The 18,511-nt window shown below is 69.8% G+C and carries 20 protein-coding genes; 11 read left to right on the plus strand and 9 right to left on the minus strand.

Going from position 1 to position 18,511, the window contains the following annotated elements; genetic code table 11:
* Nucleotides 1-3: 3 nt before the first annotated feature.
* The 4 genes from LT971_RS07010 to LT971_RS07025 all read right to left on the minus strand — a co-directional run bounded on the left by LT971_RS07010 (nucleotide 4) and on the right by LT971_RS07025 (nucleotide 6,668).
* The gene (locus LT971_RS07010; RefSeq protein ID WP_237006133.1) at nucleotides 4-2,880 is read right to left on the minus strand and encodes a DEAD/DEAH box helicase; all 2,877 of its coding nucleotides are present in this window, start codon (nucleotides 2,878-2,880) and stop codon (nucleotides 4-6) included.
* 82 nt (nucleotides 2,881-2,962) lie between these two features.
* The gene (locus LT971_RS07015) at nucleotides 2,963-3,706 is read right to left on the minus strand and encodes a metallophosphoesterase (RefSeq protein ID WP_237006134.1); all 744 of its coding nucleotides are present in this window, start codon (nucleotides 3,704-3,706) and stop codon (nucleotides 2,963-2,965) included.
* Nucleotides 3,706-5,400 (minus strand): RPA family protein, encoded by a 1,695-nt coding sequence (locus LT971_RS07020; protein WP_237006135.1) that lies wholly within the window; start codon nucleotides 5,398-5,400, stop codon nucleotides 3,706-3,708. The genes LT971_RS07015 and LT971_RS07020 overlap by 1 nt, the downstream gene beginning before the upstream one ends.
* Entirely contained in the window at nucleotides 5,397-6,668 is a 1,272-nt protein-coding gene (locus tag LT971_RS07025) for a Single-stranded DNA binding protein (protein ID WP_237006136.1), read from the minus strand. Before LT971_RS07025 ends, LT971_RS07020 begins: the two co-directional genes overlap by 4 nt.
* A gap of 106 nt (nucleotides 6,669-6,774) precedes the next feature.
* Here LT971_RS07025 and LT971_RS07030 point away from each other — a divergent pair, with 106 nt between their 5' ends.
* A complete protein-coding gene (locus LT971_RS07030) occupies nucleotides 6,775-7,434 on the plus strand; it encodes a 2,5-diamino-6-(ribosylamino)-4(3H)-pyrimidinone 5'-phosphate reductase (RefSeq protein WP_237006137.1) in 660 nt (219 codons plus the stop codon).
* Between the two features lie 160 nt (nucleotides 7,435-7,594).
* Here the strand turns inward: LT971_RS07030 and LT971_RS07035 are convergent, their stop codons facing one another.
* The 3 genes from LT971_RS07035 to LT971_RS07045 form a co-directional block, all read right to left on the minus strand.
* The gene (locus tag LT971_RS07035; protein ID WP_237006138.1) at nucleotides 7,595-7,879 is read right to left on the minus strand and encodes a DUF7545 family protein; all 285 of its coding nucleotides are present in this window, start codon (nucleotides 7,877-7,879) and stop codon (nucleotides 7,595-7,597) included.
* Between the two features lie 116 nt (nucleotides 7,880-7,995).
* Nucleotides 7,996-8,769, minus strand: coding sequence for a hypothetical protein (locus tag LT971_RS07040; RefSeq protein ID WP_237006139.1), 774 nt, complete (start codon nucleotides 8,767-8,769; stop codon nucleotides 7,996-7,998).
* Nucleotides 8,770-8,830: 61 nt separating this feature from the next.
* On the minus strand, nucleotides 8,831-9,886 hold the full coding sequence (locus LT971_RS07045) for an NAD(P)/FAD-dependent oxidoreductase (RefSeq protein ID WP_237006140.1): 1,056 nt from the start codon (nucleotides 9,884-9,886) through the stop codon (nucleotides 8,831-8,833).
* A 141-nt stretch (nucleotides 9,887-10,027) separates the two neighbouring features.
* Between LT971_RS07045 and LT971_RS07050 the strand changes: the two genes are divergently transcribed.
* The 5 genes from LT971_RS07050 (at nucleotide 10,028) to LT971_RS07070 (ending at nucleotide 13,861) form a co-directional block, all read left to right on the plus strand.
* Complete coding sequence (locus LT971_RS07050) at nucleotides 10,028-10,312, plus strand: DUF357 domain-containing protein (RefSeq protein WP_237006141.1); 285 nt, start codon at nucleotides 10,028-10,030, stop codon at nucleotides 10,310-10,312.
* Between the two features lie 70 nt (nucleotides 10,313-10,382).
* Nucleotides 10,383-10,661 carry an ArsR/SmtB family transcription factor gene (locus LT971_RS07055; RefSeq protein WP_237006142.1) on the plus strand — a complete coding sequence of 93 codons (279 nt, stop codon included), beginning with the start codon at nucleotides 10,383-10,385 and terminating at the stop codon, nucleotides 10,659-10,661.
* Between the two features lie 76 nt (nucleotides 10,662-10,737).
* The gene (locus LT971_RS07060; RefSeq protein WP_237006143.1) at nucleotides 10,738-11,040 is read left to right on the plus strand and encodes a DUF8036 family membrane protein; all 303 of its coding nucleotides are present in this window, start codon (nucleotides 10,738-10,740) and stop codon (nucleotides 11,038-11,040) included.
* A 192-nt stretch (nucleotides 11,041-11,232) separates the two neighbouring features.
* Nucleotides 11,233-13,590 carry a DUF7282 domain-containing protein gene (locus LT971_RS07065; protein WP_237006144.1) on the plus strand — a complete coding sequence of 786 codons (2,358 nt, stop codon included), beginning with the start codon at nucleotides 11,233-11,235 and terminating at the stop codon, nucleotides 13,588-13,590.
* 88 nt (nucleotides 13,591-13,678) lie between these two features.
* Nucleotides 13,679-13,861 (plus strand): DUF7836 family putative zinc-binding protein, encoded by a 183-nt coding sequence (locus LT971_RS07070; protein WP_237006145.1) that lies wholly within the window; start codon nucleotides 13,679-13,681, stop codon nucleotides 13,859-13,861.
* A gap of 5 nt (nucleotides 13,862-13,866) precedes the next feature.
* On the opposite strand, the gene LT971_RS07075 is transcribed toward LT971_RS07070, so the two are convergent.
* Nucleotides 13,867-14,265, minus strand: coding sequence for a translation initiation factor IF-2 subunit beta (locus LT971_RS07075; RefSeq protein ID WP_237006146.1), 399 nt, complete (start codon nucleotides 14,263-14,265; stop codon nucleotides 13,867-13,869).
* Between the two features lie 143 nt (nucleotides 14,266-14,408).
* Here LT971_RS07075 and LT971_RS07080 point away from each other — a divergent pair, with 143 nt between their 5' ends.
* The gene (locus tag LT971_RS07080; protein ID WP_237006147.1) at nucleotides 14,409-14,657 is read left to right on the plus strand and encodes a UPF0058 family protein; all 249 of its coding nucleotides are present in this window, start codon (nucleotides 14,409-14,411) and stop codon (nucleotides 14,655-14,657) included.
* Between the two features lie 98 nt (nucleotides 14,658-14,755).
* On the opposite strand, the gene LT971_RS07085 is transcribed toward LT971_RS07080, so the two are convergent.
* Nucleotides 14,756-15,151, minus strand: coding sequence for a DUF555 domain-containing protein (locus LT971_RS07085; RefSeq protein WP_237006148.1), 396 nt, complete (start codon nucleotides 15,149-15,151; stop codon nucleotides 14,756-14,758).
* Between the two features lie 87 nt (nucleotides 15,152-15,238).
* Here LT971_RS07085 and LT971_RS07090 point away from each other — a divergent pair, with 87 nt between their 5' ends.
* The 4 genes from LT971_RS07090 to moaC all read left to right on the plus strand — a co-directional run bounded on the left by LT971_RS07090 (nucleotide 15,239) and on the right by moaC (nucleotide 18,501).
* Nucleotides 15,239-16,135: a DNA-3-methyladenine glycosylase family protein gene (locus LT971_RS07090; protein ID WP_237006149.1), complete on the plus strand. Its 897-nt coding sequence runs from the start codon at nucleotides 15,239-15,241 to the stop codon at nucleotides 16,133-16,135.
* Between the two features lie 31 nt (nucleotides 16,136-16,166).
* Complete coding sequence (locus tag LT971_RS07095; RefSeq protein ID WP_237006150.1) at nucleotides 16,167-16,445, plus strand: acylphosphatase; 279 nt, start codon at nucleotides 16,167-16,169, stop codon at nucleotides 16,443-16,445.
* Nucleotides 16,446-16,559: 114 nt separating this feature from the next.
* Entirely contained in the window at nucleotides 16,560-17,996 is a 1,437-nt protein-coding gene (locus tag LT971_RS07100; protein WP_237006151.1) for an NAD(P)H-hydrate dehydratase, read from the plus strand.
* Nucleotides 17,989-18,501, plus strand: coding sequence for a cyclic pyranopterin monophosphate synthase MoaC (gene moaC / locus LT971_RS07105; RefSeq protein WP_237006152.1), 513 nt, complete (start codon nucleotides 17,989-17,991; stop codon nucleotides 18,499-18,501). Before LT971_RS07100 ends, moaC begins: the two co-directional genes overlap by 8 nt.
* Nucleotides 18,502-18,511: the final 10 nt, after the last annotated feature.

An 18,511-nucleotide genomic window follows, 5' to 3' on the forward strand; every position in this document is an offset into this window, starting at 1 on the left:
GGGCTACCAGAATGCCTTGGTCCGGGCGTACTCGCGCTCCCGTTCGAGGATGTCCCGGTAGAAGTCCGCTTCGTCCTCGCGGTGGCGGTTGATGACGCGAGCGGCGTTCCGCGGCCCGACGCCGCGAGCGGACAGGGCGATGACCGCCTGCTTGCCGTGGCTCTGAACGATGCTCGCGTTCCGGTACGCGCGCTCCGTCTGGTCGTCCTGCTCGTCGTCTTTGTCGTCGCTCCGGACGGCGGTCACGACCTCGTCTGCCCACGGCGACAGCGCGGCGACCCGCGTCGACCCGCAGCGCGGGCACTCCGGCTGGTCGGTCACGCGCCGGACTTTCGTCTCGTGGGTCCAGTCCGTGCAGTGCACGCAGAACAGCTTCACGCGGTCGTCCCGGATGCGCTCTTTGACAGTCTGGACGACGCTCGCGTCGGCGTTCTCGGGCGTCAGCAGCTCGGTCCCCGACGACCGGCCGCCGGCGCCGACAGCGGTGCGCTCGCCGACGATGTCGACCTCGAGGTCGCCGGACTGTACGCGTTCGAGCACCTCGCCGGCGCGCTCGACGTCGAGGTCGGTGTGGAACACCTCACGGACGGCCTCGTCGTAGACCGGCGTGTCCTCGAGCGCGCCGAGCAGCCGGGAGAGCCCGACGCCGTCGCGGCCCTTCCAGCCGTCGTCAGCGGAAGCTGACGGCCTACCGGACGTAGTCCGGTAACGTTTGAGCGCGCCGAACTTCGCGGCGACGTTGGCGAGCGTGAACTTCAGCGTCTCGGACTGCTTGAGGCTGAGTTCGAGAATCGCCTCGACGTGTTCCGGGTCGGTGTCGCGGAGCACGTCCACGACGTCGTTCGCGCTGACTCGCGCCGGCACCTCCAGTTCGACGCGGTACGGGCCGACGTCCAGCCCCACCGAGGACCCGGTCTGCTGGCCGAGCAGCGCCGACAGCAGCCGGCCGAGCGTCTCGTTGGCCTCGTGGCCGAGGCAGGCGTTCACGACGACGGTCGTGCCGGCCTGCTCGACGACGATGCGGTCGTCGCTGGGCACGGGCGCCGCCTGTTCGGTCTGCCGGGAGACCTGCCCGAGCGCCCCCCGTGCGGTCCGGTCGTCGGTCGGGTAACGAGCCGTGAACTCCCGGGCGACCGCCTCGTCGGTGCCGCCAGCCTCGAACTGGCTGCCGGCGGTCGCCCGCATCTCGCCGACCGCCTGGGCGACCTCGTAGGGTACCGGAATCTCCTGGCCCGTCCACGACGGCACCTCGCCGGTCGGGTCCTCGATGGGCGACACCTCCACCTGCTGGTCGTCCTCGTCGATGTTCGTGATGCGCCACATCTCGCCGCGCTGCACGAACGTCGCCCCGGGCTCGGCGAAGTTCACGACGAACCGCTCGTCGAGCGTGCCGACCTGCCGGCCGGCCGCCATGTCGTAGACCTCGTAGGTCTCCTCGTCGGGAATCATCGAGAGGTTCGCGTAGTAGTACTGCCACGTCCCCCCGGACTTCGAGATGGTGTCCTCGTCCTCGTCGACGTACACCACCCGGTTCCGGTGTAGCTCCATCGCCACCTCCCGGAACGTCTCCTCCGGGAGTTCCTTGAACGGGTACGCCCGCGTGACGACGTTGTACGCGTGCCAGGCCTCGGTCTCCCCGAAGTCCATCGCGACGCCGACAATCTGGTTCGCGACGGTGTCGAGGCTGCCGTGGTGAATCTGGGTCTCCTCGACCGCACCCTCACTTGCCCGCCGCGCGATGGCAAGCGCCTCCAGCGCGTCGTCGGGGTTGCCCGTGACGACGGTGCCCTCGCTGACCTCGTCGCGGCGGTGGCCGGCGCGGCCGACGCGCTGCAGCAGCCGCTTGACCTCCCGGGGCGAGCTGTACTGGACGACGTGGTCGATGCGACCGACGTCGATGCCCAGCTCCATCGAGGACGTGCACAGCAAGCCGTCGAGCTCGCCGGCCTTGAAGCGGTCCTCGACGTCGATGCGGGCCTCCTTGGACAGCGACCCGTGGTGGACGCCGATGTTCGCGTCGAGCTCCTTGAACCGCGACCCCAGCGCCTCGGCCGTCTGCCGGGTGTTCACGAATATCAGGACGGAGTCGTGGCGGTCGACGATCTCTCGGATCGCCCGGACGTGGCTGGCCATCTCCGGGCTCGTCATCAATTCGTTGGCCAGCCGCTCGTCGCTGTCCGTGACCTCGGGCTCTCTGACTTCGAAGTCGACCTTCGAGGTGACGTCGACCTCGATAATCTCGCAGCCCCGGCCGCCGGTGAGGAACGCCCCGACCTCGTGGGGGTCGCCGACCGTCGCCGACAGCCCGACGCGCTGGAAGCTTCCCGCCAGTTCGACGAGGCGCTCCAGGCCGATGGAGAGCTGTGCGCCGCGCTTCGCGCCCGCCAGCTCGTGGACCTCGTCGACGACGACGTGCTCGACGTCGGCGAGGCCGTCCCGGAGCTTCTTCCCGGTGAGCATCGCCTGCAGGGTCTCCGGCGTCGTCACGAGCACGTCCGGCGGGTCGTCGGCCTGCTGCTTGCGCTGGTAGTCCGTCGTGTCGCCGTGCCGGACGTCCACATCCAGCCCGAGGGTCTCACCCCACCAGTCCAGCCGCTCGCGCATGTCGCGGTTCAGCGCCCGCAGCGGCGTCACGTACAGCGCACCGAACCCCTCCGGTGCGCCGTCGCCCGACACGAGGCTGTCGAGCACCGGCAGCATCGCCGTCTCCGTCTTCCCGGTCCCGGTGGGCGCCACCACGAGGCCGTTGTGGCCGTCCGCGAGCGCCGGAATCGCGCGGCGCTGTGGCTCCGTCGGCGTCGTGAAGCCGCGCTCGGACAGCGCCCCCCGGAGCTCGTCGCCGAGCTGGGCGAACGCGTCCATCCCACCGGTCTCCGACATACCCCTCGGGTAGGGCCGGAGCGCGAATAAGCGCATTGTTCCCGGGGGTTTCCCGGGTAGCTGCACCCGGCCAGCGGGGCGACTACACACGGCCGAAGTGGCCCAGCCGGGTGCCGTCGAGCAGGTAGAGTTCGGCGTCCGGACACCCCGCGGGGAGGAACGGCGCGAGGAATCCCTGCCCCTCGACGTTCACCCACGTCCCGCCCGAGAGGTTGTTGAACGCCGGGAAGACGGCGAGGTCGCCGGGCACCGGTATCTCGCGGTCGTAGTGGGTCTCGAACGGCTCGGGTTCCAGCGGTCCGCGCAGCCACGCGCGCTCGACTCGCGTCCCGCCGACGTCGTCCTCCAGTCGCACGGCCGGGTGCTCGTGGCCGACGCAGACCGTCTCGGCCGCCAGCACGTCGGAGCTGGGCCAGGTGTGGCCGTGCGCGAACCCCACGTCGCCGAGGACCGTGCCGTCAGTCGGGGTCACCTCGACGCTGTCCGGGAACCCCGCTTCGATGCCGCCGTCGTGGTTGCCCGCGACGAGCGTCACCGGCACGTCCAGCGCGTCGAACAGCGCCTCGAGTTCCTCGCGCTCGGCGCCGTCCGGCGCCCCGATTGCGTGCCCGAGGTCTCCGAGGAACACAACGCGGTCCGCGCGCTCGTCGCGCACGAGCCGCTGGAGCCGGCGCCGGCGCTGCGGCCCGCGACTCTCGACTTCCAGTCCCTCCCGCCGCAGCGACACTTCGATGCCGGCGTGGTAGTCGGCCACCACGAGCGCTCGCTCGTCTCCGAGTGCCGCCGTCGCGGCCGGCTCCCCGGGGACGGGCTCGACGAGCGCCATCAGATGGCTTTCAGGTGGTCGTCGCCGGACTCGTAGCACCGACCGCTCATCAGCGCCGACTGGATGGCCTCCTCGACGTCGCCCTGGTCGGCGTCGAGGTCGTCGGCCGCAGTCGTGAGGACCTCGTCGCGGGGCGCACCGTCGCCGTCGTCGAGGTCGTCCATCAGGTCGACGACGTAGTCCTCGAGGTCGACGTCGGCGGGCGGCGACTCGTCGTCCTCCGCGTCCGACTCCGGCTCGTCGTACGCGTCCTCGGTGAAGTCGTCGAGGTCGTCGTCCCCGTCCCCGTCGGCCTCGTCCTGCGTGAAGACGTTGCCCTCCGCTTCCGCCTCGTCTCCGTCTCCACTCTCGCCTTCGTCGCTGCCGGCGTCGAAGTCGCCGAGGTCGTCGCCGGTGTCGCTGTCCTCGCCCACGCTCTCCCCGGCGGCGTCTTCGGCCGCTTCCCCCGCGGGCTCGACGCCCTCGTCCGGGCCCGGTGCGTCGATGTCGTGTTCGCCGGCTTCCGGAATCTCGCCGCCGGTCGAGAAGCCGACGCCGTACTCTTCTTTGACCTCCTCGCGCTCCTCCTCGGAGAGCTCGTACATCTCGCCGTCGTCGCCGGCGGCCTGTGCGTCCGCGGCAGCGACCTCCTCGTCGCCGACCTCGTCCACCGCCTCGGTTTCGTCGACGTCGCTGTCGTCGGCCTGCGAGCCGGTGTCCGCGTCCGGGCTCGCTTCGGCGGCGACTTCGCTCGGCGACGGCGTCTCCGCCGCCGGTTCGGGACTCGGCTCCCCGTCCCCAGCGAGCTCCGAGGGCGTCCCGTCCTCCGAACCGGTCGCAGCGCCTTCGTCGCTGCGGGTAGGCGTCGCCTCGGACTCCTCTGCAGTTTCGTCCGCGGGCGCCGCCCCGGTCTCCACGTCCGGCGCCGACGCCGTCTCCTCGGTGCCGCTCGCTGCCGCCGTCGTGGCGGCGTCGAGGTCGGCGGCGAAGTCGAGGGACTCGTCACCCGCCTGACCCGGGCGCACGTCGAGGTCGCCGGCAGACTCGGCGTCACCGGAGACCACGCGAGCGGCGCCGACTGCGAGGTCCCGGACGGCCGCCAGGTACGCCGGCGTCGTCCCGTAGTGGTCGAGGGCGCGCGGGATGCCCGACGCGAGACTCGGGTCGACACCCGCGTCCTCCAGCACCGACTGGAGCTGGTCGCCGCGCTCCACGCGCTCGTGGGCGGCGGCCGCCGTCGCGACGCGGTCGACGGTACGTTCGGCGGTCGTGACGACCCAGCGGTCCCGGGTCTCGGCGTCGACTTCGCTGACGGTCTCCGGGCGAATCGACGTGTACACCACGTCGCCGTCGTCGGGTTCGAACGTCCGGGCCTTCCCGGTGACGGCGACGAACGACGGCGTCTCCGCCGACTCCAGGGCTGCGAGCGCCTCGGGCTGGTACTGGCCGGCGTAGACGACGAACGCGCCGGTCGGGTCGACGACGCGAGCGCGCACCACGTCGTCGTTCACCTGCTCGATCTCCGTCAGGACGCCCACGACGAACAGCCGATTGACGCGCGCGCCGGTCGGCGTGACAACGTAGTTCGGCGCGCGCTCCTCCTCGCTCTCGGCGTACGAGAAGTCGGCGTCGTCGAACTCCGCCGCGAACAGCCGGTAGGCGACCTCCCTGCGGTTGACCTCGTCCTCGCCATCGCCGCCGTCGGACTGGCTCATGCCTCCACCTCCTCGAGGAAGGCCTCGGCACGCGCAGCCGGGTCGTCGTCGCTCTCCGCGAACTCGATGGTCTCGAGGTTCGCGCCGTACTCGTCGACCGAGAGGTGGCCCCGAACCCGGAACTCGCGGCCGACCACGTCCTCGGCGATAGTCTCCGCGACGACGGACTGGTCCATCGCCTCCCGGGCCTGCTCGCGGGCGTCCTCCAGCGTGCCGCCGTAGACGTCCTCGGTGAGGTCGCGGTCCAGAATCGCGGTGACGGTGTCGGTGCCGTCGTCCAGAATCGCCTTGACGCGCAGGTCGTCCTCGGCCTCGACCTCGCCGTGCTGGCGGCACTGCCCCTTCTGGACGACCCGGCCACAGTCGGGACAGCGCTGGATGAGGCCGGAGCCGTCCCGGACCTCGATGACGTTCCCGACGAGCTCGACGTCGTAGGCGCCGCCGCGGTCGACGGCCTCCCGGATCGCCATCCGGGTCGGCCCGCCGACCTCGACCTCGCGGTCGAGCGCCTCGACGGTCGAGAACTCGGAGACGTTCACCGACGGAACGCCCCGGAACTCGCGGACGTAGACGTCCTCGGCGCGGATGGACGCCCCTTCCTCGATTTCACCGTGCGGGTCCCAGTCGGTGAACGGCAGGCGCGCAGTCTCGTCGCCGAGCACGCCGGAGAGAATCTCGGTTTCGCCGTCCCGGCCGTCGATGGTTCGCTCCTCGACCTCGGTGACTGTCGCCTCGACGTTCCGCCCGCGGTCGCCCGGCGAGAGGACGGCGAGGTCGCGGTCGCCGCCCACCTCGTAGGGCACCTCGATGCCATCGTCGGCCTTCGTGACCGTCGATGACTCCCCGAAGTTCAGCTCGGGCTGGCCCTCCCACTCGCGGACGCTGGCGTTCCCGATGGTGACCGTGTCGCCGGGTTCGAGTCCGAAGTCCTCCCACGCCGTGTAGGAGATGCGGCCGGTCTCGTCGGCGAGTTCGCCCTCGCCGATGACGTGGTCGTCGCCCTGGTAGCGAATCGACCGCTTCCCGGCGGTCAGCACCGTCACGGTGACGGTGACGTTCCCGCTGTCCGGGCCGACGTCCGCGATGTCGACGGCAGTCGGCCCCTCGGACGACGAGGAGCCTTCCTCGCCGTACTTCCGCCGGAGGCTGCGCTTTGCCTCCTCCAGCGGCACGCTGTACTCCACGAGGTTCTGCAGGTTCTCTTTGACCTCCGCTTTGTCTACACCGAGGTCGGAGGCGAGCTCCTCGGCGTGATCGTCGACGTTCATACGGCCTAGTCTCGGTCCGCCCGGGGTATAAGCGTTCGCGAGCGAGCGTGCGCGCGAGAGAGAGGCGCAGCGAAACCGGTTTGGGTCGGGCGCCGAACCCGAGGGTATGCACGTCGTCGTGAACGCCGCGATGAGCGCTGACGGCAAGCTCTCCACCCGCCGCCGCGAGCAGGTCGCCATCAGCGGCCCCGCCGACTTCGAGCGCGTCGACGAACTGCGCGCGAGCGTCGACGCCGTGATGGTCGGCGTCGGCACGGTCCTCGCCGACGACCCCTCACTGACGCTCGACGACAACGACCGGGTGGCCGCCCGGCAGGAGCGCGGCGAGTCCCCGCACCCCGCCCGTGTTGTCGCCGACTCGCACGCCCGCACGCCTCCGGACGCCCGGATTCTGGACGGCGCCGCCGAGACGTACGTCCTCGTCGCCGAGGCGGAGCCCGTCGAGCACCGCGAGACGCTGGAAGCCGCCGGCGCCGAAGTGGTCGTTGCCGGCGAGACCCGCGTCGACATCCCCGACGCGCTCGCCGAACTGGAAGCCCAGGGCGTCGACCGGCTCATGGTCGAGGGCGGCGGCGAGCTCATCTTCTCGCTGTTCGCCGACGACCTCGTCGACGAACTCTCCGTATTCGTCGCGCCCCAGATAATCGGCGGCCGAGACGCCCCGACGCTCGCCGACGGCGACGGCTTCGTCGACGACTTCCCCGAACTCGACCTCACGGGCGTCGAGCGCGTCGACGACGGGGTCCTCCTCGAGTACGACTGCTGACGCCGGCGCTGTCGCTGTCGCTGCTGGTGTTGCTGTTGCTTCTCCAGGTTTCCGACCGCGAGACTGGACGCCCGCACCGCGACGCGTCGCTGGTCGTCGCCGTCGTCGTCGCGAAACTGCAGAAACCGTCCCGAGCGAGGCCCGGGCGTCGCGTCGCCAGCTAGTGCTGGTGGCCGGTCGCTTCGCCGAACGTCTGCCCGAAGCGCTCCTCGAACTGGTCGAGTGCCGCCTGCTCGATGGCCTCCAGTTCGTCGTCGACCTGCTCCTCGCTGTGGTGGACAACGGCGTGGGCGCGCTGCGCGAACGCCATCAGCGCGATGTCGCCGACGACCTGCGCGTTCGACTCGTCGTCTTCCTCGGCGAACAGGTCCACGAGCCCCGCAGGCAGCGTGACGTCGTCTGTGTTGCCGTCCGGGTCCTCGATGGTGAACGTGGCTTCGTCCATGCTCTCACGGAGGCGGCGGCGCCTCAAATGGGTGTGGGTATCGAGCCACGCTGCTTCACGGTTCCGACGACTGTCGCTGTGCGCCGGCGGCTGTTCGGTGGTGAGCGTTCCCGGTGTCACTCAGTCTCCCCGGCCGCCTCGTCCACCCAGTGTGGCTTCTCGGCGTTCGCGTCGCCGACGGCCCGAACCGTCATCGACCTGCTGGCGGTCGTGGTCGCCGCCGAGTGACCGCGGTCGAAGGTCAGCGTCGACGAGAACTCGCGCACGTAGCCGTCCTCGTGGACGACGAGGCGGGCGCTGGCGTTCACTACCTCGTCCATCTCCCAGTAGGACTGGCTGACCGGGACGCTGTCGGGGTCGACGAGGCCGTCCGCCGCGAAGTAGTACAGGCCGTCGTCGCTGCGCACGTACTCGAAGTCGTAACGCTGGAGGACGGGGTCGGCGGGCAGCGGGAGTTCGTACGCGAACCGCGAGCCGTCCACGAACCGACGGTCTTCGTCCGTCCGGACGGTGTACTGGACCGACTCGTTGTCGAACGTTCGATACCGCCGGTACGTGCCGGACACGTTCGCGAACACCTCGCCCTCGCCGTGGTCGGCGTCCCGCCAGTCACTGACGAACCGGTGGTCCCGCCGGTCGACGACGACGGTCCGGGTGTACGAGACGTCGCCGTTCTCGCTGGTCTCGTGGACGCCGCGGTACCCGCTGGTGTTCGCGAGCGTCTGTCGGTGGGTCGTCGAGAGCTCCCGCGCGTCGCTGGCGTCCATCTCGGTGACCAGCGCCACGACCTCGGACTCGGTGTACTCGTCGCCGGCTGTCTGCAGGCCGCCGGAACAGCCGGCGACGACGAGGAGGAGGGCAACTGTCAGTGTGGGGAGGGCTCTGCTCACGGCCGGCTGGTGTCGCGCGCTGGGAAAATAGCTTCTGGGGGTCCGTCGGGACGGGGTGCAGTCAGTCGTCGGCGGTCGCGGTCTCCTCCTCGCTGCCCTCGCTGGCGACGGCGTCGGCGAGGTCCTCGAGGTAGTCGTCGGCGTCGATGGCCGCCTTCGAGCCCATGCCGGCCGCAGTGACGGCCTGCTGGTAGTGGTAGTCGACGACGTCGCCGGCGCCGAAGATGCCCTCGACGTCGGTCGCGGTCTGGCCGCCGCCCGTGCCGCCGACCGTCTGCACGTAGCCCGCGTCGTCCAGTTCGACGCCGGTGTCCTCGAGGAACTCGGTGTTCGGCGTGTGGCCGATGGCGACGAAGAACGCGCCGACGTCGAGCTCGAGCTGTTCGGTCTCGTCGTCGTCGAGTTTCGCCGTCGGGTGACCGTCGGGGTGGCGGACGAGCGTCGTGCCCGTCACGCCCTCCTCGGGCGACCCGTGGACCTCGACGGCTTCGGTGTTCCACAGCACCTCGATGTCGCCGTCCTCGACCTGGTCCTGGACGCGGTCCGCCCAGTAGTCCTCGGCGCGGAGTTCGTCCCGGCGGTGGACGAGGTAGACGGTGTCCGCGAACTTCGTCAGGAAGCTCGCCTCCTCGGCCGCGGCGTCGCCGCCGCCGACGACGACCATGTCCTCGCCGCGGAAGAACGCGCCGTCGCAGGTCGCACACGTCGAGACGCCCTGGCCCATCAGCTCGTCTTCGCCGGGGATGCCGAGGGTGCGCGCACTGGCCCCCGAGGCGACGATGACGGCGTCGGCGGTGTAGGCGTCGCCGTTCGACAGCTCGATGCGGAACGGCCGCACGGAGTCGTCGACGGACTCGACGATGCCGTGTTCGAGTTCGGCGCCGAACCGCTTGGCCTGCGTTTTCATGTCGTTGATGAGTTCGGGGCCGGAGATACCCTCGGGGAACCCGGGGTAGTTCTCCACCTCGCTCGTGAGCGTGAGCTGGCCGCCCGGCTCGTCACCCTCGAACAGCAGCGGGTCGTTGTTCGAGCGGGCGGCGTATATCGCCGCGCTCAGTGCGGCGATTCCCGAGCCGGCAATCACCAGCTTCCGGTGTTCGACGACGTCGTCGGTCATGCCTCTACATCGACGACCGGGCCGTTTGTACGTTGTGTTGACGTGCGAGCGTGCCGGTAGCGACGCCGGCGCCGGGCCGACCGCTGGCGGCTCGCGACCGGCAGCGAAGCACTTACCGCCGGCGTCCACCCAACGGGGCGTATGGCTGCCGACCTCGACGAGAAGACCGACCGCTACGAGGGCCTGCTCGCCGACGCGCTCGCCGAAGCCGACCCCGTCCCGCCCGCGGACTCGCCGCTGGGCGAGGCCGCCGCGGAGTACCTCGAGATGGCCGAGTCCTACCTCGAGGACGGCCGGCACTTCCGCGAGCACGACGACCCCGTGAACGCGCTCGCGGCGTTCTCCTACGGTCACGCGTGGCTGGACGCCGGCGCCCGCATCGGGCTGTTCGACGTGCCCGAGGCCGGCCACCTGTTCACGGTCTGACCGGGAAACCCCGGGCGACGCCGACGCCGTTCGGGTACCTTTACGTGACCTCCCCCCGACGGCTCGGGCAATGGAGGCCGCGCTGTGGTACGTGTTGACCGGGACGCGTGGCGGCCCGAACAGGGTGCGGCTCCTGCGCGCGGTGGACGAACGACCGCGGAACGCGAACCAGCTGGCTGAAGACCTCGATCTGGACTACAAGACGGTGCGCCACCACCTCGACGTGCTCGTGGACAACGACATCGTGGAGTCCAGCGGGGACGACTACGGCGCGGTCTATCTGCCGACGGACCGCGTGCGAGAGCACTGGGACACGGTCGAGGACATCATCGAGGAGGCCGAATCGTGATGAGGCGACACAACGGGGAGAACACGGCGGAATTTGGGAAAGTGTATAACTGTCGTAGTTGCCAACGGTGGTGTAGATGACAGTCTGGGCGTCGGTGACTCGGGTGGCGATGGGCCTGAACGTAGCACTGCTGGCGGTGCTGTGTGCGATCTGGGTCCGGAACTACCGCGCGTTCGGGTCGAAGCACGCCCTCGGCCTGCTGGCGTTCGGCGCGCTCGTGCTGGCGGAGAACGCCCTCGGCCTCTACTACTTCACGTGGCATCCGATGATGGCCGGCTGGTTCTTCGGGCTGCCGGAGACGCCCGCGTCGGCGATGATGAGCCTGCAGGTACTGGAGACGTTCGCCATCTCGTTTTTGCTGTGGGTTACCTGGGACTGACCGGGTGGCCGTCGGCTCCCCTCGCTCCCGCTGGTCGCCGTCGTCGAGCAACTGGACGCCCGAGGATCGCCAGCGCCAGACGCCCTCCTGAACCAGCCAAGAGCACTTCTCGGACGATTCTGGGGCGTTTTCGGTGGGATTTGGGTGTCAGTTCGGAAAACTGTCTTTTGCCGGATGGCCGACGTGTGTGTCATGCGGCAACGAATCACGGCACTGGCGCTTTCGGCCGTAGTCGTGGCCTCCCTGTTCGCAGTGGGGCCGGCGACCGCGACCACCGGTACAGACTCCGCTTCCAGCCACGCGTCGGTCACCTTCGACGCGCAGACGACCGGCGGGTACACGGTCACCGTCGACTCGGTCACCCTCGAAGACGGCGGGTTCGTCACCGTCCACGACGAATCGCTGGGAGACGGTGAGACACTGGGGAGCGTCGTCGGGTCCTCGGTGTACCTCGAGGCGGGGACCCACGAGAACGTCACCGTCCGCCTCGAATCGCCGGTGAGCGAGGACGCGACGCTGACCGCGATGCCCCACCGCGACACCGACGGGGACCGCGTCTACGAGTTCGTCTCCGCGAACGGCGAGGTCGACGGCCCCTACACCGCGGACGGCGGTGCGGTCGTCGACTCGGCGACCGTCACGGCCTCCGCGACGGTGACCGCGAGCGACCAGCCGACCGACGGCGAGTCCGTCGTGGTCGACCGCGTCGAACTCTCTGAGCCCGGCTTCGTCGCCGTCCACGACAGCAGTCTGCTGGACGGTGCCGTCCTCGACAGCGTCGTCGGACACAGCGAGTACCTCTCGGCCGGCGTCCACGAGGACGTGCGCGTGACGCTGGACGAGAGCGTGGGTAACGACACGCTGCTGCCGATGCCACACCGGGACACAGACGGCGACCAGACGTACACGTTCGTGGAGAGTGAGGGCAGCGAGGACGGCCCGTTCACCGACGCCGGGGGCAACGCCGTCGTCGATACGGCCGCCGTGACCACCGAGAGCGAGGCGAACGCCACGTTCGACGCGCAGGCGACCGGCGGCCACTCCGTGGTCGTCGACGAGGTGTTCGTCCCCGACGGCGGGTTCGTGACGATTCACGACGCCTCCGTCACGGAGGGCGCGGTCTTCGACAGCGTTCGCGGGACGAGCACGTACCTCGAACCGGGCCTCCACCGCGACGTGACGGTGACGCTGGACGCGCCGCTGAACGAGTCCGGGACGCTCGTCGCGATGCCACACCGTGACACCGACGGCGACCAGACGTACACCTTCGTGGAGAGTGAGGGCGACGCCGACGGCCCGTACACGGCCGACGGCGAGGCCGTGGTCGACACCGGTGAGGCGACCGTCGCCGCCGCGCTCGACTACGAGACACAGGCGTCCGACGGCCACACCATCACCGTCGACCGCGTGGACCTCTCCGAACCCGGCTTCGTCGCCGTCCACGACCCGAGCCTCGGCGCCGGTGACGCGCTCGGGAGCGTGGTCGGGGTCAGCGACCGTCTCGAGGCCGGCGTCCACGAGGACGTGACGGTCACGCTGGACGCTGCAGTCAACGAGACGCAGGTCCTCACGCCGATGGCGCACGCCGACTCCAACGACGACGGTAACTACACGTTCGTGGAGAGCGAGGGCGCCGAGGACGGTCCGTTCACGGCTGACGGCGGCGCCGTGGTCGACTCGGCGACGACGCTCGTGACGGCGAGCGTCACCGCCAGCGACCAGTCGACCGACGGCGCCACGGTTACGGTCGACTCCGTGACGCTGGCTGACGGCGGGTTCGTGACGATTCACGACGCCTCCGTCACGGAGGGCGCGGTCTTCGACAGCGTGCGGGGGACGAGTGCGTACCTCGCGCCCGGCACGCACGAGAACGTCACCGTCACGCTCGCTGACGAACTCGACGCCGACGCGACGCTCGTGCCGATGGCGCACCGCGACACCGACGACGACCAGACGTACACGTTCGTGGAGAGCGAGGGCAGCGAGGACGGCCCGTACACGGCCGGCGGCGAGCCGGTCGTGACGACGGCAGCCGCCGACGCGCCCGAGTCCGCGTCGCTGACGTTCGGCGACCAGACGACCGCGGGCAGCAGTGTCACCGTTGACAGCGTCACGTGGAACGAGGGCGGCTACGTGGTCATCCACGCGAGCGACGGTGGCGAACCCGGCGAGGTGCTCGGGTACTCGGCGTACCGCGGCCCCGGTACGCACGAGGACATCACCATCCAGTTGTCGACTGACGTCGACGCCGAGACGGAACTCGTCGCGATGGCGCACCTCGACACCGACGGCGATCAGGCCTACGAGTTCCCGGACGCCGACGGTCCGTACGTGATGGACGGGAGTGCCGTCGTCGACGCGGCGACGGTCAGCCCGGCGTCGATGGGTGACGACGGCGGCAACTCGATGGACGACGAGACCACGATGGGCGACGACGACTCGATGAACGACGGCAACGACGGCGAGGACGGCGGGAGTGTGCCCGGCTTCGGCGTCGCTGCCGCGCTGGCTGCGGTGCTGGCGGCGGCCCTGCTCGTGCTGCGCGAGTGAACCCGCCAGTCCAATAACCACCCGAGGGAGTTGCCGCGCTGCGAGAGCGGCGACAAGGCTTTTCCCCGTGCCGCTTCCACGATACAGTATGGCACACGAGGCGTTCGTGCAGCTGTCCTGTCCCGAGTGTTCGAAGAACTGGGAGAGCACGCCCAGCGAGCTGCCCGCCCACGACGAGAACTTCAGCTGTCCGGAGTGTCACGCGACGAGACGCACGGCCCTGTTCGCGCGGACCGACCGCGACCTCGAGAACCTCAAGAAGCTACAGTAGACCGTTCAGACAGACGACCGCGCACCGCAGGCCTCGCAGTGCAGGCGTTCGGCACCCTCGACCGTCTCGAGGTTCGTGTCCGGGAGCCCGCACTCGGGGCATTTGACGTACGTCTCGACGTACTCGTCGAGCGTGTCCGACATCCGACGCTGGCTGAACTCGCCCGTGAGGCGGGCGCGGCCGCTCTCGTCGATGCTCGCGCTCGTCCCCAGCTCGTTCTGCAGGAACTTCAGAACGTGGTCCTCCTCGCGGCCGAGGTCCGACAGCGTCGACTGGAAGTTCTCGTAGACGGTGACGTTGCCTTCCTCCCGGAGTTCGGGGTCGGGGACCTCGAACCGGCTCTCGCTGCCCGCGATGTCGGGCTTCTGGTCCATCGCGCGGTCGAGTTGCTCTTCGTAGTCCATACGCCGTTGAAGTGGCGGCCGGCACAAAAGGGTTTCACGACGAACTCTGGCAACACGGTACAACCCGTTTATCGTTCACGTGCGGTCGTGTGAACGGTTCTCAGGATAATACTATAACCCCGTGTCCGTTAGGACGTGTTGTCATGAAGAAGCAGGAGCTCATCCACCTTCACGGCCTTCTCGCCGAGGTCAGCAACTACTACGAGGAGAACGCAGCAGAGGATGTCGACCTCGACGAGTACGAGGAACTCGGGGTACGACCGACGTCTATTCACAAATCCAAGACAGACCACAAGGCTGCGGTCTTCGCACTCGCGGGCGGCATTACATCCACGATGGCGACGGAAGACGAGGAAGAGGAGACGGAAGCTGTCCCTGCTTCCGCCGACTGATTCGTCGACGCGCGACGCCTCCCAGTAGCAGTACACACGTCCACACTCCCCAGCGGTAGCTACGCCCGCGCCGTGCCGTCCTGCCGTCGACGCCTCGTTCAGGACGCCTCTGCGTCGCCGCTGGCGTCTCCCGTCTCCTCCTGTTCTTCGGCGTCCTCGTCGACGACGTCGACAGCGAGGACCTCCAGGGGAATGTTCTCGAGGCGCTGCCCGATCTCCTTGCGCGCGATGCGGGAGGCGTGTTCCTCGCGTTCGACGTTGAACACCGTCATCGTGAGTTCGAGCGCGACCAGACTCTCGTCGGCGGCGACGAACGCCGGTTCCAGGTCCTCCCCGCAGTGCGGGCAGGCGCGCTCACCCATCTCTATCTCGACGTAGTTCAGGTCCGGGTTCAGCATCTCCCCGGTCTTCGAGATGGCGATGCGAACGGCCTCGTCTGCGGACTGCACGTCGTACACGGGGACTGCAGCCTCGACGACCACCCTACAATCCATAGCCAAGTGATACGTTCGCATGCCTCGTAGAAGAACTTTGGCCCGAGACCGACGGGGACTTTGCCCCGAACCACCCAGTGCGTGGTGATGGAGCGCGGCGCTATCCCCCTCGACTCGGTCCCGGGCGCGGTCGACGTCCAGGCGACACTGGAGAGCGGGCAGACGTACCTCTGGTGGCGGCCGGACGGCGACACGTACCGGACTGACGGACTGACCGGTGGCGACGCCTGGTACCGGACCGCTGTCGACGGCGACGTCGTCGACGTCCGCCAGACCGACACCGCAGTCGAGTGGCGGTCGACGACCGACGCCGCACCGCTGGTCCGGGACCTGCTCGGCCTCCGCGACGACCTCCACGAGATCCGCGACGCCACCCACATCGACGACCTGACAGGCGCGGCCTGGGACGCCTACGAGGGGCTGCGGATCGTCCGTGACCCCTTCTTCGGCTGTCTCGTGTCGTTCATCTGCTCGGCCCAGATGCGGGTCGAGCGCATCTTCGAGATGCAGGAACGCCTCCGCCGAGAGTACGGCGACCCGATCACGTTCGACGGCGAGACCGTCCACGGCTTCCCCGAGCCCGAAGCGCTCGCGGCCGCCACTGAGCAGGACCTGCGCGACCTCAAGCTCGGGTACCGCGCGCCGTACGTCCAGCGCACGGCCGAGCTGGTCGCGTCCGGCGAGCTCACCGAGTGCGACGTCCGCGGTCGCGCGTACGAACTCGCCCGCGAGGAGCTGACGGGGTTCGTCGGCGTCGGGGACAAGGTCGCTGACTGCGTGCTGTTGTTCTCGCTTGGCTACCTCGAGGCCGTGCCATTGGACACGTGGATGCAGACCGCAATCGAGGACCACTACCCGGACTGCGACCGCGGGAACTACGCCGACACCTCGCGGGCGTTCCGCGAACGGCTCGGGCCGTACGCTGGCTACACGCAGACGTACCTCTTCCACTACCTGCGGTCGGGCGGCGAGGCGTCGGCGTAGCCTTTTCGAGACCGCCGACCAACTGCCACGTATGAGCGAGCGAGTCCGCGCACACGTGTTCGTCTCCGGGAAGGTACAGGGCGTCTACTACCGCGCGAGCACCCGGGACGCCGCCCGCGAGGCCGGCGTCGACGGCTGGGTGCGGAACCTCCGGGACGGCCGCGTCGAGGCCGTCTTCGAGGGCGACGAGGCGGCCGTTGAGTCGGTGGTCGAGTGGTGTCACGAGGGCAGCCCGGCCGCCAGCGTCGGGGACGTGGCTGTCGAGTACGAGGCCCCGGAGGGCGTCGACGGCTTCGAGATACGCCGCTGACTCGGACATATCCGGCTAGGTGGCTATGTCTGTCGGTCGCCGAGGAGGTGGTGGGCACAGTCGGGCGGGCACGTTCACCGCGGACCTTTTAGGACGGCCGTCGAAGGAGCGGCCATGATCGGCAGCGACCGGATGGCGGCGGTCGACCGGAACGCCGAGGCGCTCGGCGTCCCCCGGAAGCAACTGATGGAGTCCAGTGGCAACGCCGTCGCGCGCGAGGTCCGCAGCGCCGCGGAACCCGGCGCGAGCGTCGCCGTCGTCGCGGGCCGCGGCAACAACGGCGGTGACGCGTTCGTCGCCGCGCGCTTCCTCGACGACTACGACGTCACCGTCCACCTGCTCGGGCGCACCGAGTCCATCAACTCGACCATCAGCCGGGAGAACTGGAACGCCCTCCGACAGGGCGACTACGAGACCGAGGTCGTGACCGACTCCCGGACGCTGGCCCTCGGCGACCCAGACGTCCTCGTCGACGCGCTGCTCGGTACGGGCGTCTCGGGCGCACCCCGGGAACCCGAAGCCACGGCGGTCCGCAGCATCAACGACACCGGCGCAACCGTCGTCGCCGTCGACGTTCCCTCCGGCGTGGACGCCGACACGGGCGAGACGCCGGGCGTCGCCGTCGACGCCGACCGCGTCGTCACCTTCCACGACACCAAGCCCGCGCTCGCCGACCGGGACGATGTCACCGTCGCGGACATCGGCATCCCGGACGCCGCCGAGCTGTTCGTCGGGCCGGGCGACCTCCAGCAACTGGAGCGCGACCCCCACGGCCACAAGGGCGACTTCGGCCGCGTGCTCGTCGTCGGCGGCGGCCCCTACGTGGGTGCGCCGGCGCTGTCCGCGCAGGCCGCGCTCCGGGCCGGCGCCGACCTCGCCTTCCTCGCCGTCCCGGACGAGGTGGCCGGCGACGTCCAGGGGTTCAGCGAGAATCTCATCGTCGACGGCCTCGTCGGCACCAGGCTGGTCCCCGAGCACGTCCCCGAACTGCTCGACCGCGCCGCCGACGTCGACGTGGTCGTGCTCGGCCCGGGCCTCGGCGACGCCGACACGACGCTGGCCGCCGTCGAGGCGTTCCTCGCCGACTTCGACGGCCGCGCGGTTGTGGACGCCGACGCTCTGCAGGCCGTCCCGGGCGTGGAAACGGACGCCAAGCTCGTCTGCACCCCCCACCAGGGCGAACTCCAGCAGATGGGGGGTCCCAGCGCAGACGACTGGCGGGACCGAGCGGACGCCGTCGAAGCGTTCGCCGCGGAACTGGGCCACACGCTGCTCGTGAAGGGCGCCCACGACGTCGTCTCGGACGGCGAGACCACGCGCGTGAACCGCACCGGAAACCCCGGCATGACCGTCGGCGGCACCGGCGACGTGCTCGCGGGTGCCACGGCTGCGATGCTCTCGACGCAGGACCCCGTTCCGGCGGCGAGCGTCGGCGCGTACGCCACCGGCGACGCCGGCGACCGGGTCGTCGACGAGCACGGCTACGGCCTGCTCGCCACCGACGTCCTCGACGCCCTCCCCGACGCCCTCTGGGGTGGTCGCGATGCCTGAGGGAGGCGGTGCGGGCGAAGGCGGCGACGGCGACGACCTGACCCACACGACCGACGACGGCGACGTCCAGATGGTTGACGTCGGCGACAAGCCCGACACGGCTCGCCGAGCGGTCGCTCGCGGCGAGATTCACCTCTCGTCGTCGACCGTCGACGCCGTCCGCGGCGACGACGTCGAGAAGGGCAACGTGCTCGCGACGGCCAGAGTCGGCGCGATTCAGGCCGTCAAGCACACGTGGGAGACCATCCCAATGTGCCACCAGATTCCCATCACGAACGTCGACACCGACTTCGACGTGCGCGAGGAGTGCATCGTCCTCGAGGTCGCCGTCGAGACCACGGGGAAGACCGGCTGCGAGATGGAGGCCCTGGAGGGCGTCACTACGGGGTTGAACGTCGTCTGGGACATGGTGAAGGCTGCCGAGAAAGACGACGACGGCCAGTACCCGGGCACCGCTGTCCGGGACGTCGAGGTCGTGGCCAAAGAGAAGCGGCCGCTGGAGTAGTCCGTCGGTC

The organism is Halobacterium rubrum (genome assembly GCF_021729015.1).
Taxonomy (GTDB): domain Archaea; phylum Halobacteriota; class Halobacteria; order Halobacteriales; family Halobacteriaceae; genus Halobacterium; species Halobacterium rubrum.